The sequence below is a fragment of the Aestuariibaculum scopimerae genome (assembly GCF_059428085.1).
In genome coordinates, this window is record NZ_CM182089.1 from 917,010 (window position 1) to 942,276 (window position 25,267).

At 35.0% G+C, this 25,267-nt stretch carries 29 protein-coding genes; 14 read left to right on the forward strand and 15 right to left on the reverse strand.

The window, feature by feature from the left end; genetic code table 11:
* Positions 1 to 32 precede the first annotated feature (32 nt).
* The 3 genes from AC5SR4_RS04015 to AC5SR4_RS04025 all read left to right on the forward strand — a co-directional run bounded on the left by AC5SR4_RS04015 (position 33) and on the right by AC5SR4_RS04025 (position 3,090).
* Positions 33 to 989, forward strand: coding sequence for a lysylphosphatidylglycerol synthase domain-containing protein (locus AC5SR4_RS04015; protein ID WP_495358248.1), 957 nt, complete (start codon positions 33 to 35; stop codon positions 987 to 989).
* A gap of 2 nt (positions 990 to 991) precedes the next feature.
* Positions 992 to 2,113 (forward strand): glycosyltransferase family 2 protein, encoded by a 1,122-nt coding sequence (locus AC5SR4_RS04020; RefSeq protein WP_495358249.1) that lies wholly within the window; start codon positions 992 to 994, stop codon positions 2,111 to 2,113.
* A 101-nt stretch (positions 2,114 to 2,214) separates the two neighbouring features.
* Positions 2,215 to 3,090, forward strand: a complete 876-nt coding sequence (locus AC5SR4_RS04025) for a hypothetical protein (protein WP_495358250.1) — start codon at positions 2,215 to 2,217, stop codon at positions 3,088 to 3,090.
* A 2-nt stretch (positions 3,091 to 3,092) separates the two neighbouring features.
* Here the strand turns inward: AC5SR4_RS04025 and AC5SR4_RS04030 are convergent, their stop codons facing one another.
* From AC5SR4_RS04030 to AC5SR4_RS04040, 3 genes are all read right to left on the reverse strand, one after another.
* Positions 3,093 to 3,569, reverse strand: a complete 477-nt coding sequence (locus tag AC5SR4_RS04030; RefSeq protein ID WP_495358251.1) for a hypothetical protein — start codon at positions 3,567 to 3,569, stop codon at positions 3,093 to 3,095.
* Positions 3,570 to 3,678: 109 nt separating this feature from the next.
* Positions 3,679 to 4,983 (reverse strand): M56 family metallopeptidase, encoded by a 1,305-nt coding sequence (locus AC5SR4_RS04035; protein ID WP_495358252.1) that lies wholly within the window; start codon positions 4,981 to 4,983, stop codon positions 3,679 to 3,681.
* A 2-nt stretch (positions 4,984 to 4,985) separates the two neighbouring features.
* A complete protein-coding gene (locus tag AC5SR4_RS04040) occupies positions 4,986 to 5,345 on the reverse strand; it encodes a BlaI/MecI/CopY family transcriptional regulator (RefSeq protein ID WP_495358253.1) in 360 nt (119 codons plus the stop codon).
* Between the two features lie 128 nt (positions 5,346 to 5,473).
* On the opposite strand from AC5SR4_RS04040, the gene AC5SR4_RS04045 reads away from it, so the two are divergent.
* Positions 5,474 to 5,971, forward strand: coding sequence for a DUF456 domain-containing protein (locus tag AC5SR4_RS04045; protein ID WP_495358254.1), 498 nt, complete (start codon positions 5,474 to 5,476; stop codon positions 5,969 to 5,971).
* A 230-nt stretch (positions 5,972 to 6,201) separates the two neighbouring features.
* Here AC5SR4_RS04045 and AC5SR4_RS04050 read toward each other — a convergent pair whose 3' ends face one another.
* The 4 genes from AC5SR4_RS04050 to AC5SR4_RS04065 all read right to left on the reverse strand — a co-directional run bounded on the left by AC5SR4_RS04050 (position 6,202) and on the right by AC5SR4_RS04065 (position 10,381).
* Positions 6,202 to 6,876 (reverse strand): response regulator, encoded by a 675-nt coding sequence (locus AC5SR4_RS04050; RefSeq protein ID WP_495358255.1) that lies wholly within the window; start codon positions 6,874 to 6,876, stop codon positions 6,202 to 6,204.
* A gap of 15 nt (positions 6,877 to 6,891) precedes the next feature.
* On the reverse strand, positions 6,892 to 8,727 hold the full coding sequence (locus AC5SR4_RS04055; protein ID WP_495358256.1) for an ATP-binding protein: 1,836 nt from the start codon (positions 8,725 to 8,727) through the stop codon (positions 6,892 to 6,894).
* A 119-nt stretch (positions 8,728 to 8,846) separates the two neighbouring features.
* Positions 8,847 to 8,990, reverse strand: coding sequence for a hypothetical protein (locus AC5SR4_RS04060; RefSeq protein ID WP_495358257.1), 144 nt, complete (start codon positions 8,988 to 8,990; stop codon positions 8,847 to 8,849).
* Positions 8,991 to 9,343: 353 nt separating this feature from the next.
* Positions 9,344 to 10,381, reverse strand: coding sequence for a LacI family DNA-binding transcriptional regulator (locus AC5SR4_RS04065; RefSeq protein ID WP_495358258.1), 1,038 nt, complete (start codon positions 10,379 to 10,381; stop codon positions 9,344 to 9,346).
* 176 nt (positions 10,382 to 10,557) lie between these two features.
* Here AC5SR4_RS04065 and AC5SR4_RS04070 point away from each other — a divergent pair, with 176 nt between their 5' ends.
* Positions 10,558 to 11,376, forward strand: a complete 819-nt coding sequence (locus AC5SR4_RS04070; protein ID WP_495358259.1) for an HAD family hydrolase — start codon at positions 10,558 to 10,560, stop codon at positions 11,374 to 11,376.
* 55 nt (positions 11,377 to 11,431) lie between these two features.
* Here AC5SR4_RS04070 and AC5SR4_RS04075 read toward each other — a convergent pair whose 3' ends face one another.
* Complete coding sequence (locus tag AC5SR4_RS04075; protein ID WP_495358260.1) at positions 11,432 to 11,761, reverse strand: hypothetical protein; 330 nt, start codon at positions 11,759 to 11,761, stop codon at positions 11,432 to 11,434.
* A gap of 258 nt (positions 11,762 to 12,019) precedes the next feature.
* On the opposite strand from AC5SR4_RS04075, the gene AC5SR4_RS04080 reads away from it, so the two are divergent.
* From AC5SR4_RS04080 to AC5SR4_RS04095, 4 genes are all read left to right on the forward strand, one after another.
* On the forward strand, positions 12,020 to 12,397 hold the full coding sequence (locus AC5SR4_RS04080; RefSeq protein WP_495358261.1) for a hypothetical protein: 378 nt from the start codon (positions 12,020 to 12,022) through the stop codon (positions 12,395 to 12,397).
* A 113-nt stretch (positions 12,398 to 12,510) separates the two neighbouring features.
* Complete coding sequence (locus AC5SR4_RS04085; protein ID WP_495359156.1) at positions 12,511 to 12,588, forward strand: hypothetical protein; 78 nt, start codon at positions 12,511 to 12,513, stop codon at positions 12,586 to 12,588.
* A 313-nt stretch (positions 12,589 to 12,901) separates the two neighbouring features.
* Positions 12,902 to 13,645, forward strand: a complete 744-nt coding sequence (locus tag AC5SR4_RS04090) for a DUF4230 domain-containing protein (RefSeq protein ID WP_495358262.1) — start codon at positions 12,902 to 12,904, stop codon at positions 13,643 to 13,645.
* Positions 13,646 to 13,651: 6 nt separating this feature from the next.
* Positions 13,652 to 14,449: a M43 family zinc metalloprotease gene (locus tag AC5SR4_RS04095; RefSeq protein ID WP_495358263.1), complete on the forward strand. Its 798-nt coding sequence runs from the start codon at positions 13,652 to 13,654 to the stop codon at positions 14,447 to 14,449.
* A 59-nt stretch (positions 14,450 to 14,508) separates the two neighbouring features.
* On the opposite strand, the gene AC5SR4_RS04100 is transcribed toward AC5SR4_RS04095, so the two are convergent.
* Positions 14,509 to 14,652, reverse strand: a complete 144-nt coding sequence (locus tag AC5SR4_RS04100) for a DUF5679 domain-containing protein (RefSeq protein ID WP_495358264.1) — start codon at positions 14,650 to 14,652, stop codon at positions 14,509 to 14,511.
* Positions 14,653 to 15,024: 372 nt separating this feature from the next.
* On the opposite strand from AC5SR4_RS04100, the gene AC5SR4_RS04105 reads away from it, so the two are divergent.
* Positions 15,025 to 15,873, forward strand: a complete 849-nt coding sequence (locus tag AC5SR4_RS04105; protein WP_495358265.1) for a hypothetical protein — start codon at positions 15,025 to 15,027, stop codon at positions 15,871 to 15,873.
* An 8-nt stretch (positions 15,874 to 15,881) separates the two neighbouring features.
* The gene (locus AC5SR4_RS04110) at positions 15,882 to 16,409 is read left to right on the forward strand and encodes a GNAT family N-acetyltransferase (protein ID WP_495358266.1); all 528 of its coding nucleotides are present in this window, start codon (positions 15,882 to 15,884) and stop codon (positions 16,407 to 16,409) included.
* Here AC5SR4_RS04110 and AC5SR4_RS04115 read toward each other — a convergent pair.
* From AC5SR4_RS04115 to AC5SR4_RS04125, 3 genes are read right to left on the reverse strand one after another with little or no spacing between them, the layout of a single operon-like run.
* On the reverse strand, positions 16,406 to 17,809 hold the full coding sequence (locus tag AC5SR4_RS04115; RefSeq protein WP_495358267.1) for a pyridoxal phosphate-dependent decarboxylase family protein: 1,404 nt from the start codon (positions 17,807 to 17,809) through the stop codon (positions 16,406 to 16,408). The two genes, AC5SR4_RS04110 and AC5SR4_RS04115, sit on opposite strands and share 4 nt — an antisense overlap.
* 21 nt (positions 17,810 to 17,830) lie before the next feature.
* On the reverse strand, positions 17,831 to 18,655 hold the full coding sequence (locus AC5SR4_RS04120; RefSeq protein ID WP_495358268.1) for a DUF6597 domain-containing transcriptional factor: 825 nt from the start codon (positions 18,653 to 18,655) through the stop codon (positions 17,831 to 17,833).
* A gap of 50 nt (positions 18,656 to 18,705) precedes the next feature.
* On the reverse strand, positions 18,706 to 19,125 hold the full coding sequence (locus tag AC5SR4_RS04125; protein WP_495358269.1) for a cupin domain-containing protein: 420 nt from the start codon (positions 19,123 to 19,125) through the stop codon (positions 18,706 to 18,708).
* 258 nt (positions 19,126 to 19,383) lie between these two features.
* Here AC5SR4_RS04125 and AC5SR4_RS04130 point away from each other — a divergent pair, with 258 nt between their 5' ends.
* Positions 19,384 to 19,887 (forward strand): YybH family protein, encoded by a 504-nt coding sequence (locus tag AC5SR4_RS04130; protein WP_495358270.1) that lies wholly within the window; start codon positions 19,384 to 19,386, stop codon positions 19,885 to 19,887.
* Between the two features lie 89 nt (positions 19,888 to 19,976).
* Here the strand turns inward: AC5SR4_RS04130 and AC5SR4_RS04135 are convergent, their stop codons facing one another.
* Positions 19,977 to 20,417: a hypothetical protein gene (locus tag AC5SR4_RS04135; RefSeq protein ID WP_495358271.1), complete on the reverse strand. Its 441-nt coding sequence runs from the start codon at positions 20,415 to 20,417 to the stop codon at positions 19,977 to 19,979.
* 239 nt (positions 20,418 to 20,656) lie between these two features.
* Positions 20,657 to 21,982, reverse strand: coding sequence for a spondin domain-containing protein (locus tag AC5SR4_RS04140; protein ID WP_495358272.1), 1,326 nt, complete (start codon positions 21,980 to 21,982; stop codon positions 20,657 to 20,659).
* A 210-nt stretch (positions 21,983 to 22,192) separates the two neighbouring features.
* On the opposite strand from AC5SR4_RS04140, the gene AC5SR4_RS04145 reads away from it, so the two are divergent.
* Complete coding sequence (locus AC5SR4_RS04145; protein WP_495358273.1) at positions 22,193 to 22,894, forward strand: winged helix-turn-helix domain-containing protein; 702 nt, start codon at positions 22,193 to 22,195, stop codon at positions 22,892 to 22,894.
* On the forward strand, positions 22,891 to 24,369 hold the full coding sequence (locus AC5SR4_RS04150) for a sensor histidine kinase (protein WP_495358274.1): 1,479 nt from the start codon (positions 22,891 to 22,893) through the stop codon (positions 24,367 to 24,369). Before AC5SR4_RS04145 ends, AC5SR4_RS04150 begins: the two co-directional genes overlap by 4 nt.
* Before the next feature lie 31 nt (positions 24,370 to 24,400).
* On the opposite strand, the gene AC5SR4_RS04155 is transcribed toward AC5SR4_RS04150, so the two are convergent.
* Entirely contained in the window at positions 24,401 to 25,168 is a 768-nt protein-coding gene (locus AC5SR4_RS04155; protein WP_495358275.1) for a 3-keto-disaccharide hydrolase, read from the reverse strand.
* Between the last annotated feature and the right edge of the window lie 99 nt (positions 25,169 to 25,267).

Here is a 25,267-nt window from a genome sequence, read left to right on the forward strand (position 1 = left end):
GTATAATTGATTTAATTTGCAACTATATTACTATGACGTATTCGTTGCCATACAAAACTAAACAAATCTTTTTTGTACTTATTAAAATAGGTCTTGTTATTGGTGCTTTTTATTTTATTTACCAAAAACTAAGGCACAACGAAAACCTTAATTTATACGATTTTAATCTATTTTTAAGCAAAACAGAGGCTTTTTCGTTAAAAACAGTTGCTTTTTTGACGTTTTTAAGTCTTTTTAATTGGTTTTTGGAATCCTTAAAATGGCAGTATTTGGTTAGTCCCACAAAAAAAATTAGTTTAAGTAATGCCGTAGAACAAAGTTTGGGCGCTTTAACTGTTTCTTTAATTACCCCCAATAGAATTGGTGAGTATGGCGCCAAAGCTTTATACTATGCTAAAGCTTATAGAAAACATATTGTATTGGTTAATTTGATTGGCAACCTTTTACAAATGATGGTAACTTTTCTCTTTGGTGTGGTTGGGTTGCAACTTTTTATTTCGAAATATACGGCAGGCAACTTTCTCTTTAAACCAAACCATATGTTTTTGATTCTGCTTGGGCTTATGGGCTTTGGTGTTTTTGTCAGCTTGTTTTTTAAAGGGTCGTTTTTCAAGAAAGCTTTGCGCTTTTTATTGAATTATCCTTTGGGCGTTTTGGCTAAAGGGTTTGGGTTTTCTGTGGTTAGGTATCTGGTCTTTTCTTTTCAATTTTATTTTTTGCTTAAAATGTTTGGGGTAAATATGGATTATTTTATGGCAATGGCACCTATTACGTCTATGTATTTGCTGGCTTCTATACTACCTGTTATTTTTATTTTTGATGTACTTATTAAAGGCAGCATAGCGGTGTATCTATTTGCTTTTCTTGGGGTTAATCCGCTGGTTATTTTCTCTATTACCACTATAATGTGGCTTTTTAATTTTGTATTACCCAGCATGCTTGGCAGCTTTTACGTATTACGGTTTAACTTCCCTAAAGAAATGACTTAATTATGGTTTTTGTTAGCGTTATAATTACTGTACTATATTTACTTCTTATTGGAAGCTTTGTTTTTGGCTTTAATAAAACACAACCTTTTACGTTAAAAAAAACCACGGCCAAAACTACATTTTCTGTTATAATTCCCTTTAGGAATGAGTCTAAAAATTTGAACGCCCTGTTAGCCTCTATACAGAAATTAGATTACCCAAACCACCTGTTTGAGGTTATTTTTGTTGATGATGACTCTAGCGACGCTTCTTTTGAAATTATTAAAAACAGCATAAGGGCACCCTTTGATATTTCAATACTTAAAAATGAGCGCCTTACGCCTTCGCCAAAAAAAGATGCTATTACGACGGCCATAAAACACGCAAAACACGAATGGATTATTACTACTGATGCCGATTGTATGCTTCCTAATTATTGGCTAACTGTTTTTGATGCATACTTGCAAAAAACAGATGCCCTATGTATTGTTGCTCCTGTAACCTACTCTATGGAAAACAGTTTTTTAAACACCTTTCAACTACTTGATATTTTAAGTCTGCAAAGTGCTACTGCTGGCGGTTTTGGTATTAACAAACCCTTTTTGTGTAATGGTGCGAATTTTGGATACAGAAAGACCTTGTTTTATGAACTCAACGGATTTGAGGGGAATACCAATACTGCTAGTGGTGATGATATTTTTTTTCTTGAAAAGGCTGTAAATAAATATCCTGAGCGTATCCATTATTTAAAAAGCGATCAAGCTATTGTTACTACCCAACCCCAAACATCTTGGAGAAATTTGTTGGCTCAACGTATCCGGTGGGCTGCAAAAACCAGTGCGTACCATAATGGGTTTGGCAAACTTACTGGGCTGCTTGTTTTACTTATGAATATACTTGTGCTTTCTATTATCTTGCTTACCAGCATTGGGGCTTTTAAAGTCAACACGTTATTATATATAGTAATCATTAAATTCAATATTGATTTATTTTTAATTTATAAAGCATCCCAATTTTTTAAACAACAGGCTGTATTAAAGTTTTATGCCTTTGGGTTTATCCTTTATCCTTTTTTTAGTGTTTATGTTGCTATAGCATCCTTGTTTACAGGTTACAAATGGAAAGGCAGGACTTATAAACGGTAAGTTTTTGTGCTATCAACCCCTTCTTTTAACTAAAAAACTAGGGCATGGGTGTTTCATTTATTTTTATTAGTTTTACATACATCCCAAAAGCTTTAAGCTGAATGAAAAACCTATTGCCTATATTAGTGACACTTCTTTTTGGTACGCTTCATTCCATAGCACAAGAACAATATACCATTAATGGTGAAACGCTAACGCTTAAAGAAGAGGTAACTGGTGATTTAGATTTCCTTACCTATAAAACGGCTGATGGGTATCGGTTTTTTGTTAAAGACCAAAACGAAACCATCTACGAACTATTAAATACAAAGCAGCCAGGCCAAAGCTATTTAAGGGAATACCAAACTGTTTTAAGTAATTTAACCAAAGGCTCTAATATGTCTACAAAAGGAGTCGACTTTGGGCGCTATAGTTTAAAACAGTTTATTAAAGCCTATAATTCCAATGGCACAAAACGCTATATGTACACAGGCGAGAAAGCCTATATACAATCTAGACTGGCCGTTTTTGGCGGCATTACAAACCATCCCTATGTAGAAAACAGTGCCAACGACAAAACCCCTTTTATATTGGCCGAACTAGAGTTTTTAGCCAAAGTCCCCAAACCAAAGCAAGCTGGTTATTTTAGTGTGGAACATGCTTTTGAGAATAATGCAACCGTTAAATACAGTGCAACACAATTGGCCTTAGGGTATCGATACCGATTTATTAACCAAGCTACATTCAATATTTATGGCAATTTGCAATTTGCCACCTATACTTTTACAAAAGAAACATTTACCATAGCTAACAATGCTACTTCTGTTGTTACAGATGCTTTGTTCCATGTCCCTTTTAGTTTTGGATTGGGATCGGACATTCGAATAAGCGACCACAGTTTTATAAGCTTAACTTATAATGAACTGTTTGCCATATTTATGACCAACACTGGTAACTTCCCCATAGATTTTGCACTTGGGTATAAATTTAATCTGTAACTCTAATTGACATGGACAATAATTGGCAACTGAAACTCTGTTTTTACCTGTTGCCCGCGCTTTATGGCAGGAAAGATTTCTGGCAAGGAATCTAAACTTTTATGAATTAAATTTTCCATTTGCGGAATTTCTTCAATAGTTATACTATCCATAGCTGTTTTTAAAAGTTTAAGCTGCCCAGCTTCAGACACTTGAAATTGTAGGGTAATGGTATCTGTAATATCCCTGCTTACAATAATGGCTTCACTTTCCAGATACTTTAAAATATGCGTGGTTAAAACCTTAGAGAAACACTGTTTTCTTTCGGTATTGGCTTCTAAGGAATCGCATACGGAAAACGAGGGATACACATCCACTTCATTCCAATTAAAAGTTTGTAATTCTTCTTTTAAGATGGCTTCAGAAGATGTTTTTTTTACATTAAAATACTTGCAAGACGTAAGTATCAAAATCAATATAAAAACACAAATATGCCTCATAGTTAACAACTAGACCCGAAATGTACAATTTTTTTGGTTTTTATATTATTAAAAACCAAAAAACCGAAAGCCAAGCTTTCGGTTTTCCAATACACGTACTTAAATTCGTTTAATCTGCAACATGGAATATGATTGGCAAACTGTAAGGTACAGTCACTGTTTTTCCTTTTTGTTTACCGGGCTGCATTTGCGGAAGCTGTGAAATGACACGAATGGCTTCTTTTTCTAAAGCGGGATGTGGTGCACGAGCACGTGCATCAACAACAGCGCCTTCCTTGTTTATTTTAAATATAACATTAATGCGTTGTTCCCCTTTTAAATCTTGCTGAGAAGCAATATCCGTATTAAAATGTTCAACTATAAATTCTTGTATTTTTCCAGACATACATGCTTTCCTTTCACCATTATCACCTTCCTCACATCCGGGAAATACAGGCACATTTTCAATATACGCAAAAGGCACTTCAATATCTTCTTGCACTTCTGAAGGTGCTGGTTTCATTGGTTCCCTTACAATGTCTACTCCTTTATGGTTTTCAACTTCCTTTTCACAAGATGTATACACCAACATGGCTGTAACCAAAGGCAATAAAAGCGCATACTTTAATAAATGGATCTGTTTTGATTTTGATTTTTGTAACATAACGATTCGTTTTTTGATTAATGATTGTTTATAAAAAGGATTGATAAATGATACGTGCCTGGTATCAAACACTTGTGCCAATAAGTTTTGATAATAGTCTTTTTTACTATGATGCGCTATTGCATTAGCATCTGCCATATATTCATGTAGCGCCATGATTTTGTTTTGATATATATACACTAAGGGATTAAACCAGAAGACCACACGCAGTATTTCAAAAACCAGCAAATCTATAGTGTGATATTGTTTTACATGTACCATTTCATGCTTCAAAATGGCATCTCTTTCTTTTGCGGTTAACCGTTCCCCTAAAAAGATGTAATTAAAAAATGAATACGCCTGATTGCTATTTGGCAATTGCACTAAGCTAACATGCTTCTCTCGAATTTTAGGGTTTCTTTGTATTGACACCAATATATAGACCAGCTTGATTAAAAAAATGAGAAGTGCTACTGCCATTCCAATAAAGCCTATAAGTTCTAAAGTGGTTTCCCATGTTAATTTACCAAAGATGCTATCGAATAAATTCGCATTTTGATTTATTGGGCTTGCTTGCCCAATAATGACTTCCGGTAGTGTTATCCTTAACTGTTCGGGCAGTATCTCTCCAAAACCATCCACTTTAATAAAAGGTAGTAAAAGCGATACCAACACGGTGCCCAAAAGGTAATAGCGATTCCCCTTAAAAAAGGTCTCATTTTTTAATACCATATCGTACATGAGTAAAAAGATGACCTGAAAGGCTATCGTTTGCATTATATACTGTAACATCTCTATTCTTTTTTATTAATATCTTTTAAAACACTTTCCAATTCCTGCAGACTGATGTCATTCTTTTTCATAAAAAACGATACCATGCTTTTAAAGGATCCTTGAAAATAATTATCAACCAATTTATTGATAGATTGGTTACTGTACTCCTGCTTTTCCAATAAAGGAAAGTACACATGCCCCTTACCCTCCTTTTCATAATCTACAAATCCTTTGGTTTCCAAAATTCTAACAATAGTAGATACTGTATTATATGCAGGCTTGGGCTCAGGCAATTCTTCTATTATAGATTTTACATTGGCTTTTTTCAATTGCCAGAGTACTTGCATGATATCCTCTTCGGCTTTTGTTAATTGCTTCATTTTGTAACTAAGTTTTTAGTTCAACAACACAAATATAACTAAACATTTAGTTTAAACTAATTTTTTAGTTACAAAAACGTAACATAATTGTATCTTGCACGTCTTACTAATAAAATTTTTAAAACATAATGGACACCTTTTTAATAATCCTTTCGGCCCTTTTAATGCTGCTTGGTATTGCTGGAAGTTTTTTACCTGTGCTACCAGGTCCCCTTACGGGTTGGGCGGGGTTGCTTGTACTACACTTAACCAAGGTTATCCCGATGAATTTAAGCTTTTTGATCATTACACTTATTATTGCCATTCTTATTTGGGTATTGGATTATATCATTCCTGCTATGGGCACTAAAAAATTTGGTGGTTCTAAATACGGTATGGTTGGCACTACCTTAGGTTTAATTTTTGGACTTTTAAGCCCTATACCTGGAGGCATTATTATAGGTCCCTTTGTTGGGGCTTTAATAGGTGAGCTTATGTATAAAAACAATTTTAATATGGCCCTAAAAGCGGCTTTTGGGTCTTTTATAGGCTTTTTAACCTCAACATTTTTAAAGTTTGTGATTAGCCTTATTTACTTAGGATTGTTTATTAATATTTTATGGCGTTACAAAAGCAGTCTATTTTAATATATAAAAGAACCCTGTGGGTCTCTCACCTCCGCACAGGGTATCTTTCTGTAAATTGCTATTATCAACAAAAAAATTGAGGGATTTTAATTTTTATGTAGTATATAAAGTGTTGATATACATCAAATTTAAGAATAACTTTTTTAATAAAACTGCGGGAAACCCACAGCATTGTTACGGGTTACTTGTAGTATGTAGATATAGCGGGCTTTGGGGAATGCTTTTTTTTCTTATACAAACCCTTTTTTTCTGGCCGCTTCCAGTAATGTTTCATCTTGGCCGTCTTCTACTTCAAATATCTCCCTAAGTTGTTTTTTTCTTTTTTCAATAGCACTTAGTGAAATATCGAGATGGGAAGCCAAATTTTTTGTTTTGATCCCTTGGGACAGTAAGTGGAGTATTTTTCTGTTTTTATCGTCAATAACAACATCGCTGGTTATGGTTTTCCTAATAAAACTATTTACTGTACCACTATAAAATGGCGGGTTGTTTAATACTGCTTGAAAAGCACTGGCCAATTCGCTGGATGTTAAATCACTTTTAATTAAAAACCCTTCGGGGTCTATGGTTTTTATAATGTTATGAATTCTAAACGATTCATTAAACATGGTTAAGATTATAATTTTGGCATTGGGCAATACTTTGCGGGCATAAATTGCCAAATCCTCTCCCGAAGTCATTAAACCATCTGATGATGGCGGCAAACTAATATCTACAAACAAAACATCATAATGGTATCCTAATTCCAACGATTTATCCATTAATTTAATCGCTTCATCACAATTATTGGCAATGTCTATTTTAAGTTCTTGGTTTTCTTTTTTTGTAAATAACAATGTGTTTTGATACCCCTCTATAATCATGGGGTGATCATCAATCATAAGAATTTTAATCTTTTCAGTCATACTAGTTAGTTCGTATTATACAATTGGGGCTTTTATGGTTAATACTGTACCTTTATTTATTTCAGAAGCTATCTCTAGGGTACCATTAATTTCTTTAACCCTAGAATTGATGTTTTTTAATCCGATGCCTGATTTTGCTTTATTAACATCAAACCCTAAACCATCGTCGCTTATGGTCAAGCAAATTACATTATTTTTTAAACTAAAACTAATATTCACCTTAGTCGCTTGGGCATGTTTGTATATGTTTTGAAGCGATTCTTGAATAATCCTGTAAATATGTATCTTCATCATATTAGGAAACTGGTCCCAGTTTATGGTATCGTTATGCTCTAGCTTATAATCTAGCTTATAAGCCATGGTTTGGGTTTCAACCAAGGTTTTTATAATATCAATAAACCCAGAGCCAGAAACAAAGTCGGTGTTCAGTTCATGCGATACTTTCCTGATGTCATTTTCAATAGTTTTTAGTCCATCAATATATTGACTGCGTGTTTTAATGGCTTCAGGGCTATTGCTCATGTTTAAACTATCCAAAGTTAATCGTGTTCCAAATAAACGCCCTAAAACCCCATCGTGCAATTCTTCTGAAATACGTTTTTTTTCAATATCCCGGGCTTCCTCTATTCTTTCGTTTTGGGAGAGCATCAAATTATAAATCTCTTCGTTAGATTTTTGCTGCTTTTGTATAAACTGTAATTCCTTGTTCTTATTACGCTGGGTAATCACCAGGTATAACAAAAACGATGCTATAATCAATACCGCCGATATAACCAATAGCCACATACGTTCTTTGGCTATTCGTATATTTTCCTGTTCTATTTGGCTGGTTTCATATTGAATTCTGGCAAACTTGTTCCTAATGCTTCGCTCGTTCTTTATAAGACTGTCGTTAAGGGCTATATAATCCTTTAAATATTTGGCAGCCTTGTCCCCTTCCTCGACTTCCGAAAGCAATAGCAACGAACTTAGCAATTCATCATTATGATAATTTTCGGCAATATCCTTGGCCTGGTAGGCATAGTATTTTGCCAAGCTATCATTAGCTTTACTTTTATAATACTCGGCTAGATGTTGATTTATAATTATGGAATTGTATCCGCCCGGGTTTACACTATCCGAAACCTTTAAAGCCTCAAAATATAAGTCGGGCAATTCACTAAGCTTATTGGATAAATATTGGGTATGCGCATAGTTATCCAAAACTAGGGCATAAAATTCTGGCCTGATGTTAATTAGGTCTTTGTTTTCTAAAATTTGGCCATAGTACTCTAATGCCAAATCATAATTTCCAGATTTTTTATAGGACAGTGCCAGGTTGTTCTTTCGAATATCTATACTTAATACATTATTGTTTTCCAGTTCACTTATTAATGCAATTGATTGTTTATAATAAGATATGGACTCTTCAAATTGTCCCAGTTCCCCAAAAACCAATCCCAAATTGTTGTATATAAAAGATTTTATTTCTTTTACTTCCCTGGTATTATCAAGGCTTTCCAATAATGCAATAGCTCCAATAGATGTTAATTCGCTTCCTGTTAGGTCTTTTTCATTTTTTTGAACAACAGCAATGCCATATAATGTCTTGGCAAGTTTAAACTTTTCATTCTTGAATTTATAAATTTTCTCTGCAATGTGGTAATGGTAGTAAGCACTATCTCCCAAAAAACTAAACCTATAAAGTTCTCCAATATTGAAATGCGCATTGGCTATAACTAAAGAGTCCTTAACTTCTTTAGTCAATACATTTTTTTGGATAGAATCTATAACCTGTAAATTCGTCCTATTTTGTGAATTGGCCGTAATAAAGCAAAAAAGAAAGGCTATGTTAAAAATTATAAACTTCAAAAACATATGAGGGTTTACCTGTTTCCTTCAAATGTATTTATAATTTTTTAATTAATATTAATAAAAAAACTCTTTACCAAATTTGGTAAAGAGTTTGTAATTATTATTTAAAATGTTTTTTATAGGTCTACTCCTCCTCCAGTTACTGGCAATTCAGCCTCTGGTAAGATAAGGATATCGTCTTCAGATAAATCTTGTTTAGTACAAGATGTTAATGATGCTACTAATACTGCTAAAATTAAGGTAATTTTTAGGGCTTTCATATTTATTTGATTTTAAGGTTTAACTATTAATTTTTCTAACTTTTTTAACAAAAACATGAACCATGACTTTGAAATCAAAATCTCGGTTGAGGGAAAAATGGATAATTAACTTTAAAATCGTATGCATACAAAAGCACACAAATTTTCAATAAAAATATTTTTTGAGGGATTATTGACCGCTAGGGTCAAAAAAATGGATTAATTGTCTTAATGGACTTGAGGGTAATAGATATGTCCGTTAAGATGCTATAAAAGTATGCCAAAGCAACTTCAAATAAGCAAAATAATCGATGAAATGCATGTTTTTATCGATTAAAAGACAAAATGCATTACACATAAGCCTTTAGGTGGGTTTATTTTTTTTTGGTAGATTGACTCTCAATTAAGCTTGTTTTTATGATTTTTGTCTTTACATCTAGCTCAGTGCCTTTATTTTGTATTCTATTTATTAGCATTTGGGCAGCATTGGCCCCTATTTCTTTAGCATGTTGCCTTATGGTAGTAAGTTTTGGAATGGTATGGTTGGAGTCCGATTTACTTGCAAAGCCTATTACCGATATATTTTTTGGCACTTTAAAGCCTAAGTTAACGGCCGTATTAATAGCTATAATGCCCGATTTGCTTTCTGCTGCTATAACACCATCTATAGTAGGGTTCTTTTTTAAAAGTGCTTTTATCTTCTTTTGGTAATCGTCTCCCTTCCCTATCTTTAGTACAATAGGGCTATAGTCCATCTGCTCTAAAATAGCCTTATTGTAACCTCTTTCTCTTAGCTTACCTACACTTAACTCGTCAATACCACTAATAAAAGCAATGTTTTTACGCTTGTCTTCCAATAACTTTTTAGTGGCATTATAAGTGGCTTCAAAATCATCTACAATTACCTTATCACACATCACATCATGGGCTACCCTATCAAACATAACAATGGGCAAGCCCTGGTGTATTGTTTTTTTAAAATGCTCGATTTCCTTTTTTATTTGGGTTTCTTCGGCCACAGATAAAATAAAACCATCTACACTACCATTGGCAAGTAGTTGCAAGCTTTCTTTTTCCTTTTCTAAAGATTCATTGGAAATACAGGTAATAATGTTGTAACCATATTTTGTAGCTTCTCTTTCTATACCAAAAAGTACCTTTGCCAAAAAGTGATTTAAAATATCTGGTATAATAACCCCAATGGTTTTTGTTTTGTTAGACTTTAAACTTAACGCCACTTTATTGGGCTTATAATTATACAATTCTGCTAATTCCTTAACACGCCTAACCGTCTCCTCGCCAATTTCCTCGCTATTATTAAGCGCTTTAGAAACTGTGGATATAGAAACATTCAACTCTTTTGCTAACTGCTTTAATGTTACCATACTGCTCTTGTATAAATTATAAGTCATGCAATTTACAAAAATCCCTTGTTTAAAATGTTTACCTACTAAATAAGTGCTATAAATAACAAAGATTTATTAAAAAATGGTTTATTAAATAATCAATTTATTAAAAGTAAGCACATTAACATGTTGCTAACATACCTTGTCTTTTAGAATTGTATTTTTACATTATATTATAGCCTATGAATTTATCCAATGTAAAACTGGTGGTGACCGATATGGACGGCACCTTACTTAACCCAAACAGCGAAGTGAGCAATCGCTTTTTTGATCAGTTCCATGAACTTAAAAAGCAAAACATTCATTTTGCTGCTGCCAGTGGCAGACAGTATCAAAGTATTTTAGAAAAATTACACTCCATACAGCACGATATATCTATTATTGCAGAAAACGGAGGGATTATGAAGTATGCCAATGAAGAGCATATCCTATTAAGGTTATCTAAAGCAGATATTGTAACCGCCGTTAACCTTCTGCGTGGTATTGCTGGGGCTTATATTGTACTATGTGGCAGAAAATCGGCTTATATTGAAACCTCCGAAGCCGATTTTATATCCAAGTTTAGTAATTACTATGCGGCTTATACTATTGTTGATGACCTAACGCAGGTAACGGATGATGACTTCCTAAAAATTGCCGTTTACCATAATGCCTCGTCCGAACAATACATCTTACCACACACAGCTCCCTTAAACGATTTTTTACAAGTGATTGTTTCTGGACAAAACTGGCTGGATATTTCCCATGCCCAGGCCAATAAAGGTTATGCACTCCGTATCCTGCAAGAAGCTTTGGGTGTTACCAGCGATGAAACCATGGTTTTTGGCGATTATAACAACGATTTACAAATGATGGAACTTGGCTATTTTAGCTATGCCATGCAAAATGCCCATGCCGATGTAAAAAAAATAGCCCGCTTTGAAACCAAGAGCAATTCTGAAGAAGGTGTAGAAAGCATCCTTGATGAACTATTAGGGCTCCCTAAAACACATGTAAAATAAAAAAACACCCATGAAAACCATAGGTGTTTTTAAATGCATTACCAAAGCCAAGGCATTATTTAACCACGCGTAGTTTTAATTTAAACTTTTCACCTTTCTTAGGAAATTTGTAAGACACTTTCTTGTAATTAAGCTGTTGTTTTACATAGTTTTCCAAATAGGTGTTGGTGGTATCTACCGAAAGAACAATCACTTCATTTTTAGTGTTTAAGGTAAAAACTATTTCGGCTTGTGTTACTTCGGTTTCCAACTCAATTTTTGGAACATCCAGCAACGCAATAATCTCATTTCGCAATTTTTCTTTTGGTGTTGATAAGGTCGTAAATGCCATAAGCACAGTGGTACTTAAAACAAACATTAAACTTGTTAAGGCTACTTTTTTCATGATGTTAAGTTTTTTAAAGATTTGATTAAAAATTACATGTCAAAATTACTTTCATAACGTCTTTAAAAAAAGAAAAACAGGTTATCAAAATGTGACGGATTCATTAACAGAACGTTTGGCTATAAGCAACTTAGCCGTTTAAAAACATTACAATCTCTTAACATACAAAACCTGTATTTTTTAAAAACAACACCTATCTTTATAATTATCATTTTAACACCCCAAGTTCTAGCTACTAACCTCGTTTTAAGTACTAGCATGAAACTAAAAAACACAGAGGCGTTTTTACAAAAGTTTGATTACAATTATGAGCGCCAGGATAATGCACTTATTGTTAAACCAAGTAACTCGCAACGTATCTGGGTTGATTTTTCAAACCCAAAACGCATTGTCATTACCGATACCCTAACTCGGTGGAATTACTTAACCGGTATATTTAGCATGAGCATTAAAAAAGCCATTGTATTAGATCTTATTTTTGTGAGCATCTTAAGCTTTACCACAGCCTATTATTACGGTACTGCCAAAGCCCTATATGTCTTTTTTGTGCTTACAGCTTATATTTTTTTCTGGTCTGTTCACTACATTAACAAATCTGAAAATCTAAAAGACTTTTTAATTCGTTTAACACGGTAGTTTTTAGTAGACGATCTCAGTCTCGGTCGCAGTGGATAGTGCTTACTTAAAATACCGACAACTAGGCATTACTTGAATTGTTTCCATCAAAGATTTAACGGCTTAAGGCTATTATTGATACCTTACCCCCCAAGTGTAAAAAGGTATTGCTTTTAAACAAAATTGAAGGGTTGAAGTATACGGAAATCTAGGAACATTTAAATATATCTAAAAAAACCGTGGAATCGCAAATGCGTATTGCCTACATAAAAATACGCGAGGCGTTTGAAAACGACCCCTTATTTTTGGTGCTTATTAGACAAGTATTACGCAAAATAAAATAATGTGTTTTATTACAGTAGCACTAATAAATTCTTGTTATTTAAACAAAAAAAATTTTACTTACAAAATATAATAGTATATTTACTACGTTCTATAAAAATCATTACACCTTTATAGGACGTTATTTAGGGGCACTTTGTTGCATGCTTACCTAGTTAATTATTAACATTTAATTGATATACTATGACTATTTTTAAAGGCGTAATTGCGGGAATTATTGTTGCTGCTCTGTCCATTTTTATATGGAAAACTTGGTTTGATATAGATGAACCATCTGGTTGGGCCGGTTTAAAGGAAATTGTAAAAAAGAAATCCCTGGAATTGGTTGAATATAATTATGACGACATTATATTTTTACATAGAAAAAACGATATCGACAAAAAATTACTGGCTATTGTTAAGTATCCTGTAACGGTTTCTGCTGCTATAGACTTGGAGGCAATGGTTATAGATTCTATAAACAAAAAAATTACCATACCCCCTGCCACTTTAAAAGAACCGAATATTATGCTGCAATCGGACGAGACCGAAATTAGGATGGTTCGCAACGGTTTCTTGGTATCCTTTAAAGGCGCCCGAGAGGACTTATTAACGACCTTATTTGATAGGCTTAAAAATACCAGTTTTAGGATTAAGGCTGATGCCACAAAACGGGGCATATTAACACAAGCCGAAGCGGAAGCCATAAAATATGTTGAAGATTTATTGGGCTATTTTAAGAAAGGGGAAACCTATACTATTGCTATTGCAAAAGACACTGAAACAGGTACTGGTGATGGTATAATAGGAGAAGAAACGGTGTCTTTTGATAAGGATAATGACTTTATTCCTGATGCTATGGACCTAAATCCAGATTTTGCAGATCCTATATTTGATTTTCGTGTTTTTGGTGTTGATGAAACTTTATTTGATGAGCCTAAAGACTAAAGCAATATGAGATACGCTGTTTTCTTTTTTCTTCTGTTTGTTGACTTACTTTTTAACGGCTACTCACAGAGTCCGTTATTTTTTGATGACAACAGGACCATTAAAATACCTGTAATTGTACACATTATTCCTGCTAAAGGCACACCTAATAGCTCTCAACAAATTACTGATGCCATTATTGCCCAGGAAATACTGGAATTAAACCTTAACTATTCGGCCAAAAACGATCAGTCTACACTAAATCCGCAATTTAAAAACCTTGTTGGCAACCCCAACATATCATTTTATTTGGCAGATACCATTTTAAATAACCAAAACACCAAAGGAATTATACGTTACAAAAAACACCTAAAGGCAAAAAACATAAAGCTTATAAAACCAGAAACCCATCTAAACATTTTGATAGGAAAATTTGGAAGTGCCTCGAGTGTTTTAGGGGATAAAACCGTGCCTCTTTCGGTAAGAATCAATTATTTATCTGTTGGACATAGCAACCAAACTATTACACACGAAGTGGGGCATTATTTGGGCTTATGGCATGTGTGGGGAAACGGTAATTGTAAAAAATTGAAATCGCCATTTAGAACTAAAACAGACTACATTTCTGATACACCGAGACAAAGCAATTGCACCGATGTAGGACGTAAGGATACATGTCCTCCTGTAAAAATAGCTAAAAGGCCCAACTATAATAACTTTATGGACTATAGTGCGTGCAGATGCTTCTTTACTATAGAACAAGCACAAACCATGCGCACAAAAATCATTAAATACAAAAGCGTATTTTATGATAATTCATTATAAGCACATTTGTTTAAATAAAAAAAGGGGAAGCATTTTTGCTTCCCTTTGTATTGTTGTAATTACGCTTTTCCAAGAATTCTGAACATGCCAGTGCCGCATGATGGGCAGGTGCCTTTCATAGCTTTTCTACCATTTTTCATGGTTACTTCTGTAGCACCTTTGATTTCTTTTTTGTCTTTACATTTTACACAATATCCTTCCATAATATTTATTATTTATTTATTGGTTGATTATTTTTTATCTTTTAAAGATAGGTTTTATTTTGAGTGTCAACAAATAAAATTTAATGAAATCTGTTTTACTCTATTTTGTGCTGAAATTTAAATGCATAAAACCACTGCTTTTGCCAAAGCCAAATCTTAATTAATCTTTCTATTTTATCTTTTGAATTCATGCATACATGCTTATTCTTGATAAGGCATAACATAAAGAAACCCAAAAGTTTAAGCAAATATTAACCATCATGTTTATCTCTAATTACTATCTTACACTACACTAGCTGTAACATTATAATAAGTTAAAAACCTATTTTTAAACACTTAAACAACATATTTACATAAACAAAAAACCAAACTATGCATAGAAGAACTTTATTAAAAAACACATCTTTAGTTTTTATGGGGTTGTCCTTACCAAGTATAATACTTGCAGACAGTTTAGAATTTAAGTCTACAAAACCCATTAACAATGGTACTGTTCCTGAACATTTCCCTAATATTGACCCTGAGATTATTGCTGAGGTTGTTGGTAAATCCCATTTTGATTTGGATAGCGTTAAAGTGTTGGTAGATGCCAGGCCAGAGCTTTCCAGATCGGTTTGGGAATGGCGTTTTGGTGATTTTGAATCGGCTATTGGCGCCGCATCCCATGTGGGTAGAAGGGACATAGCTCTATATTTAATGCAAAAAGGTGCCAGACCCACAATCTATACCTTTGCTATGCTGGGAGCTTATGATGTAATAAAATCGGCCATTACTGCCTCACCAGGTATTCAAAAAAACACAGGCCCCCATGGCATTAGTTTGCTAGATCATGCTTATGCGGGCGAAAGAATGCAAGATACTATGTCTACTAATGAAATTGACAATTTAAAACGAACAATAGATTTTTTGGAAGCTTTGGGCGATGCTGGAGGTGACACCTATTTAGACATTGGTACCGATGAGCAAAACAAATATTTGGGTGATTACAAATATGGCACTGGCGAAAAAGATGGATTTACAATACAACTAAACATGCGTAAACAAATATCTTTAGGCCCTATTGGTGAATTTGGTGGTGCCCTGTACAAAACTGGGGAAAATAAATTTATATATAATGGCGCCCCTTCTGTAACTATAAGCTTTGACATACAGAATGATACTGTAAAGGCCTTAACCCTTGTAGAACCTGCATTAAAAATAGTAGCTAAAAAAATTTCGTAATATAAGGTATGATTGAAACCATTAGAACCTTATTAAGACCTATAGCTCTGGAGGATAACGAACAGGTGTTTGCCTATCGGTCTGACCGGGAAACGAACCAATACCAAAGCTGGATTCCGGAAAAGATGGAGGAGGTTAACGATTTTATATCCCAAAACCCCGTGAAATTCAATAAACCGGGCAGTTGGTTTCAATTGGTTATTGTTGAAAAAACAACCAACATAGTTATTGGTGATATTGGCATTCACTTTTTGGATGAGGAAAACCTACAATGTGAAATGGGATGCACTATTAGAAAACAAGACCAAGGCAAGGGTTTTGCTACGGAAGCCTTAAAAGCCGTGATTGGTTATTTGTTCAATACCTTAAGGAAACACAGAATTACAGCTTCTATTGATCCTGAAAACAACAATTCCATAAAACTGTATGAGCGCCTTGGTTTTAGAAAGGAAGGGCATTTTAAGGAAAGTCTTTTTATTAATGGGGCTTGGGTAGACGATGTTATTTATGCGCTTTTAAATAAGGAGTGGCATTAAATATTTTCTACTGCATCATTAAACTGGTTGATGGCTATATTGATGTCTTCTTGCGTTGTTCTCCAATTTACAAACGCAGCCCGCAAACCCTGTTTACCTTTATAAATGGTAGGGGTAATAAACACTTTACCTCGATTATTTACTTTGGTGATAAATTGACCCACCCTATTATCGCTTCTATTTGCTAATGTAAAGGCCACAATATTGAATGTTACCGGAGCCAACAATTCGAAATGCGGATTTTTAATGAGGTATGCTCCTAACTGTTTTGCTAACTCAATATTCTTCTCTACAATATCGCGATATCCAGCTTTACCATACGCATTTAAGGTAAACCAAACTGGCAGGGCCCTTAACCGTCTTGAATTTTCGGGCAGCATATTTAAATAACTAAAATTACTTAATATATCTCCCAAATAAGGCGCATTTGAGTTTTGAAAGGTGTTAACTTGTAATTTACTGTGCTTGCTTTTTATAAAAAATGCAGCATTGTCGTAAGGAACATTTAACCACTTGTGGTTATCTATGGTAATACTATCTGCATATTCCCAGCCTTTTAGGAAATGCTTATAACTTGGAGAACAAGCAGCATAGGCCCCAAAAGCAGCATCGATATGCCACCAAAAGTTGTACTCTTTCCTCAATTTTAAAATAGCTTCAAAATCATCAAAATCGCCCGAATTTACTGTGCCTGCACTTGAGATAAGGATAAACGGTTGATTGAGCTGCTTTATTTTTACTTCTAAATCCTCAATATCTATGGCTTCCCTTAGGCTGTTAAGTGTATTTATTTTAACAATATTATTACTGCCCATTCCAAGCATTGACAAAGCCTTTATAGATGATGCATGTGGTGTGGCACTTAACACATTAAGGTTCTGTAACTTAAAGATTCCCTCTTTTGCTACGTCTATATTATACACTTCTCCTAACCACTGCCTGGCCACAGCCAAACAGGTAAAATTAGACATGGTTGCCCCAGTAACAAAACCTGAAATGTAGTCCTTGGGCAAACTAAATAAGTCGAGCAATAAACTAAGAGCTTGCTGTTCTATTAATGCTGAATTATCTCCTTCGCCCAATAATGACTGTGGATTTTGGTCGTAAACACTAGTTAACCAGTCGCCAACTATTGAAGCTGGTGTGGCACCTCCTGTTACATAGCCCCAATATCTGGGGCCTGCTGAAGCCACCATGGTAAACTCTAAGGTTTCTTTAAATTTTGCCAATGTATTTAAAGCCCCAAGTCCAGCATTATTTAAAGTAACTTCCTTATTTGGTATATCTGGATTAGACGTTGGTACTTTATCTATAGTGCCCAGGTAATTAGTTGCCTTTATAAGGGTCTCTTCTAAAATGGCTTTTAAGTTTTCTTTATCTTGATGTAAAATATCTGTCATCGTACTATGATCATTAATTCCCTAGCTTTTGGCCAGATTTACAATGAACTTATCCCTGTCCTTAATAAATACTTTGGGGCTAACTCCAATGAATGATTTAAACTCTCTTGTGAAATGCGCCTGATCTGAAAAGCCCTGATCGTAGGTTAGCGCCGTTAAGTTAACTTGGGGATTTCCCTGCATATACTTTTGGATGGCATTTAACCTGGCCAGCCTCATATATTCTTTTGCTGTTATTCCCAGTTTACTTTTAAATGCTCTTTGAAGCTGTCTGGCTCCTATGGGGACTTGCTGCAACAAATCGTCCAACGACATAATACCACTATGCTTCCTAATGATCTGGGAAGCTATTTTAACATAATCCCATTTGCTCACCAATGTGTTTTCTAATTTTTTTAATAGAAACTGCTCTGTTAAACGTATTTGTGATTCTACAGATTTTGAATCTCTTAACCTGGAGCAATAATCGTCAAATTCTGTTCCTAAAACAGCTTTACTATCTTCAAAAGTAGCTGTAAAATGTGCTGGTGGAACTCCAAAAAGGTTATAGATCCCTTCGGGATTAAAGCGTATTGCAAATACGCTTACCTTATCGTTAAATTTTACATTATATGATGCCGTTTGCAAGCCAATTAAAGTAAACTCTGGGGATTTACCCCAAGAGTCTTCTTTAATTAACTCACAATGGTTTGAGCTAAGGTGAATGATAAGCTCTATACACCCATTAGGAACTACAGCTTGTGTAAAATCTTTTTCGGCATTTATGTTAAAATCTCCTGTCCAATAACTTTGAACAAAACCTCTCAACAATGTGGTTGGCTTATATTCTGAAAACTTAATACTCAAAACCTTCTCAAATAATGATTTTTAGTGGAGTAAATTTAACAAATTATGATTCAAAAAAGCAATGCGGTGTCTACTACATTAGAATTAGCAGGTAGCCACTGGTCATCAAATGTAGCTACAATATTGTTTGCCCCACCAAATACACCTAAAACTTTCACTTTCTCGTCTCCAATATTCCTGACATTATGAGGTACCATTTCGGGGACTAATACCATAGCTCCTGCTGTTGCTTGTTTAATGTCCTTACCCACTACTACTTCGGCATGTCCCTGCAATACCACAAGCAGTTCTTCGGCACTATCGGTATGGCTCCCTAAACACTTTCCTGGTTCTATCTCAAAATACACGGTGGCTAACTGTTTTAAGCCATGCGCCCCTACTAATGGGAATGTAGCCATACAATGTTGGTCTGAATTGGTTTTTCCTGTAAACTCATTTAATTCTAAGTTTTTTAAGTCTGCTGTTATCATTTTAATCGGTTTTAAATTATATACTCATGCAAAAGTACCCCACAAGTGTTTGCTATAATTGAAGAAAAACGACTTTGTTTAAATACACACCTTGCAGCACATGTTATGGTTGACATATAGATGTCTTTGGCTTTAACCATTAATTATCAATACATTAGGAATAATCCCTACATTTATTTATATTTATAATATCCTTTCTCCAAAGAATTCTGCCAGTCGTAACTACCCCTGCTTTTAAACTTTTAAACTTTTAAACAAATGGAACAACCAACTAAACCAATGCCCCTATTGCCATTAATGCTATTGCTATTTGTTTTTGTGTTTTCCGGTTGCATTGAAAAAGCCAAGGAACAGACAGAAGCTATGGCTGAACCTGCGTTTGATTTAGCAACTGCTAAAGCAGAAATTATAGCTGCTAACAACGCGTTTGAGGAATTTTATAATGCTGGCGACTCTACAGGGGTAGCTAGTCTTTACACAGAAGATGCCAAATTTATGATGAATGGGGCTCCTGCCATTGTGGGAAGACAAAATATTGAAAAGACCATGTCGGGCTTTATTACGTCTGGCGTTTCTGGTGTTGCCCTAACAACTATTGATGTATGGGGTACAGAGGATATGGTTACTGAGGAGGGCGCCCTAACTTTATTTGCAGGCAACGATGTAGTAGACCAAGGGAAATACTTGGTGCTTTGGAAAAACGTAGCTGGTGAGTGGAAATTATTTAGGGATATATTCAACTCCAACCTCCCCCCCAAATAATTAATTAAAGCATCCTAAAACAAAAAGCATTCTGTTTTTTTTTAAAACAGAATGCTTTCTTAATTTGGATTAAGGTTAGCCCCTTTGCACTAGCGCTTCCCTTTATTTTTGTGCTTATTCCCTGGACCTTTGACCCTTTTGGCACTGGTATTGTTTTTTAATTGGTGAAACGCTGCCGAACCTGGTTTAATACCTAGTTGCTTGGCTATAACACCCCAACCTTTGGATTTATGCGATCTATAAGCACCTAAAACATCGTCTATAGAAACCCTGGCTATTCTGGAAATTTCTAATGCCAAATATATTTCGCCAGGAACCAATTGCAAATCTACACGCATGTAATTGAGTTTCTTTTCGGAGATGTTATAAGACAATCTCATATCTGTTCCAAACGCACTTAAATCTGATCGGGCTTGGGTATTAATAAGATTTAAATCGGCGTCCAACTGCACACTGCCTGTATTGAAGGCTATTTGTGCAGAAACAGAATAAAAACTAATTAAAAATACGGCTAACAATAAATGTTTCATCTGTTTATTTTTTATTGTTTTTAATTGTCAGATGGAACACCCTGAATAATCATCCTCGTGTGTGTGAATGTAATTCTCATGGGTGTTTCATTAGGTTAAGATTTGGGTTAATACTATACAATGTACGATTATATTTTAATTTTGGTTTAAAGACCCAGCATTTTTGATATAAAACAAAAAGCTTCAATGAAAACATTGAAGCTTTTTAGTTACTAAATAAACAGTACTTAAACCAACACTTACTCTAATGTTACTTTTATCATATGCTCAATTGGTGGCAAGGTGTTAAAGGTGTTTGGGTTTGGCACTTCCATAATGGGTTTGCTTTCTTCTATAGGGGTGCCTCCTAAAGCAGCCTGGCTATAGCCGGCACCAGGGAATTCGTCAACCGCCGTACCATCATCAAACAAGCCTATAGTGGAAGAAATATCACCTTTACGCAACGCATTTACATTATTGCCTTTGGTAGCAAAAAACCAGTCGTTGGAAAGTCCGTACATGGTTACCAGTGCCATTTTACTTCCTTTTTTAACGCGTATATCCTGCCACACTTTACTGCCCGGTTGTCCACCAATGCTGGGCAATAATACAGTACTAACCGGATCTGCTAATATATATACATCAGATACATTTGGGTTTTCATTTAAACTTTCGGCCAGTACAGCAGCGTTACCAAACTGCGCAATTTCCTTAAGGCCTTCGCCACGATCGTATTCGCCAACTTCATAAATGGGATTGCTTCCTTTATATATAACAACCAATACAGGCGATAAAGGAGTGAAAATTCCCGTGTGCTCTTGAAGGTTAGCATGCATAACTGCAATATCTCCAGCTTCGGCTATATCTGTTATACCTTGTGTGGCATATACATCAAAAATAGGATTGGGCATTAATACGTTACCACCTGGTGCATACGATATGGCCCAAACACCAGGACTAAAAGGTGTGGCATTATCGGTTTCATCAGAGGTATTCATTATGGTTACGGTAAACATGGAGTTGCCTTGGTATGCTAAATAGACTTTCATCATATCGGATGCGGCTGGGTAGGTGTTGGAATAATCGTCCATACCATCCACTTCTGTAATGGGAAGCATAGTAGCTTCTGGCGTTCCAGGATGTGTAACATCCATTCCCGGGGCTTGGTTTTCTCTGGTACCGTTATCCCATAATTTAATATAGGCAGACACATCGCCTTCCATGGGATTTCCATCACCATCATATAGTGGTATACCCGGATTGGCCGGTGCAAAAAACAAATCGTTGCTCCAACCGTACATGGTAGCAAAACTTATAAATTGCCCTTTACCGGCATATACATCAAAAGAAATGTTTTGTCCTGGGAAAATAACCGGTGGCGTTCCTGCGCCTTGAAATGTACCAGATTCTACTAAGGGTTTGGCATTTAAAACATTTTCAATAGTTATTTTTGTAGTGGTATAGGTGTTTTCTTGATCGAGTTTGAGGGTGCTATTTGCTGTAACGAAAGCCTCATCCATAGGTTCGTTACTACAGCTATATACAAAAGCTGTTACTACTGTGATCATTAAAAATAGTTTTTTCATAATATTTTGTTTTGGTTTAAAAATTTTTAATAAAACTACTTTCAAAATATCACAATCTTATAACGAGGATATAAACCTTTTATAACATTCGGGTTCTGTATTAAACAACACATATCCAAACACATATAAATATTGTGAATGATTTATAATGTGATACTATTGTGATACATTTTAGATAATTCTTCATTAACTTGCTTAAAAAATTTTTTGATGACAAACATTTTAGTTGTTGAAGATGACAAACATATTGCAGAACTTGTTGCCATAAACCTTGAGGACGACCAAACCACTGTTAATTGTTGTTATGATGGTACTGAGGGCTATATTGAAGCTTCTAAAAAGCATTATGATCTCATTATACTGGACCTGATGTTACCGGGGAAAAAGGGACTGGATATTTGCAGGGATTTGCGTGCCAGCAAAATTAACAGTCCTATTTTAATGCTTACTAGCAAAAGTGATGAGATTGACAAGATATTGGGTTTAGAAACAGGCGCTGATGATTATATTACTAAACCTTTTAGTGTACGGGAAGTACAGGCAAGGGTAAAAGCTATATTAAGGCGCACAAGACTGGATGCTAAACAAATGGATGAAACAGCCTTACCTGAATTGTGTGTTAAGGACCTTGTGATTAACCAAGAACTAAGAAAGGTGGCATTACATAATAAACGCCTTAATTTAACACCCAAGGAATTTGAATTGTTATCCCTTATGGTTAACAACCCAGGCAAAACGTATAGCAGAGCGCAGTTGCTACATAAAATATGGGGCTATGAATTTGAAGGTTATGAGCATACGGTAAACTCGCACATTAACCGTTTACGTGCTAAACTGGAAAAAGACCCTGGAAACCCTGAGTATATTTTAACTACTTGGGGCGTTGGGTACAGATTTACCGAAATATTATGAAAAGAAGCAATACATTATTTTATAAAATAGCAGGTACATTAACACTCCTGTTCTTTTTATTGGCATTCCTTATTGTTAATTCCTCATTAAAACTATCGGAGGACTATCATGATGAAATTACGCAAGGATTGAATAAAGACGTTTCAAAATATATTGTACAAGAGGTACAGGGTTTGTTTAATGGTGATAAAGTTGTGGAATCTAAAATGGGCACTTTAATGCACCACATTATGGCTACCAACCCTGCAACCGAAGTTTATTTACTTGACCTGGACGGACATATTTTAAAACATGTGGCTATGCATAAGGAAGTAAAAGCCACAAAAATAGATTTGACTCCTATTAAAACTTTTATTGCACAAGATGGTAATATCTATATTAAAGGGGATGATCCTAAAACCCCTGGGACTAAAAAGATCTTTTCGGCCGCGCCCTACACACATAATGATGAAACGGTAGGCTATATCTATACTATTGTAGGTGGCAATGATTATGACACGCTTATAAAAGAACATAATGCCAGCTACATCCGTAAGCTGGGCGTAAGAACCATACTTTATGCCCTATTTGCTGCCTTGGCTATTTCGCTATTGGCCGTGTTTTTACTTACCAGAAATTTCAATAAAATTACAACCGCATTCCGATCGTTCCAAAAAGGCGACCATAATGCCCGGGTTAAAGGTGTAACACACGGTGAAATGGGTTTATTGGCCAATACATATAACGACATGGCCGATACTATACAATCTAACATTAATGAGCTGCAAAGTGTTGACAACCTTAGAAAAGAACTGATTACCAATATATCACATGATTTACGAACGCCCATTGCCTCTATTCGCGGATTTATAGAAACCCTAATGATAAAAGAAGATGAGTTATCTGAAGAACAGAGAAATAGATATATGGAGATTGTTCTTAAAAACTCTGAAAAGCTTAAAAAATTGGTCGATGACCTTTTTGAACTAAGCAAGCTTGAAGCGAAACAAAAGCCCATAAATTATGAAGCCATACAGATGGCAGAGATCATTCAAGACATTGCAGACAAGTATCGTATTATTGCACAGAAAAAAGGGGTAAGCCTTAATACTGTATACTCTAAAGATCTTCCTTTGGTGTACGCAGATATTGCCCTTATAGACCGTGCACTACAAAATATTATTGACAATGCTATTGAACACTGTAAACAAGGTGATGTTGTTACACTGGAATTGATTAGAGAGCATAATGACGTTAAAATTTGTATTTCTGATACGGGTAGTGGCATTCCTGAAAATGAGCTGCCTTATATTTTTGAACGCTACAGGAAAGGCGAGCTTATTACAAGCCCTAAAAAAGGCAGTGGCCTAGGGCTTGCCATTGTTAAACGCATCATGGAGTTGCACAACATAAATATTAATGTAAAAAGTGCGCTTAATCAAGGCACGGAATTTTTCTTTAGCTTGCCTACCAGTAAGCGGTTTTCTACTTCTTAAGAACCTTAGAGCAAAAGTATGTTAGCGTTCTTTACAATGCTTTTAATAGTATATTTCTATATTCTACTTTCATGGGTGGACCAACATGTACTTGTACCCCTAAATAGCCAGAATTTGTACGGTTAAGCGTATCATTATCTGTAACATCGCTCATTAATATCCCGTTTACGTAGTGCAGCATCCTATGGCCTTTTGCTATAAGATGCACATCGTTCCAATCATCTTTCTTTATATATGTATTTAGTGAATCTGGAGCTCCCAACAACTCTACCAATTCGGTACTTTGCCATGCATTTTTGGAAATGTTAGCTCGTAATGACCCAGGGTTATTTGGATTTGGCTGTGTATTAACAATTGTTTTTTGCCCATGATAAGCCAACGTTGTACGCTTTCTTTCATCATAGTTTTGACCTGTATAGCGGTTTCGGCCATCAATATCAAACTGGTAGCCTCGAAGTGCATAGGGAAGTGTATCTATAATAGTACTACGATAGTTAATACCACTATTCCCCAGTTCTGTAATACGGTATTGTAGTTTGAGTTCAAAATCTGAAGGTTGCTCCCCTTTCCAAATGATAAAAGAGTTTGTTTTTAAAGTGGTAGACGGTACAATTTCACCAACAAGATTGCCATCTTCAACACGCCAGTAAGTTAAGTCGCCTTCCCATCCATCCAATGTTTTACCATTAAAAATGGGTGAAAACCCACCTGTCTTTGAATGGTCTTTACAACTATAACTTAAAGTAAGAATAACTATTATACCTAAATAAATAGGCTTTACGTAGGTGTGCTTTATCATCTGATTGTTTTTAGTTCCTTTAAATATATTATTGTGTAAGCATTTAACCATCCTGCTCTGTACTGATACTTTTTTAATAAGGAAACTTTCATTATAAAA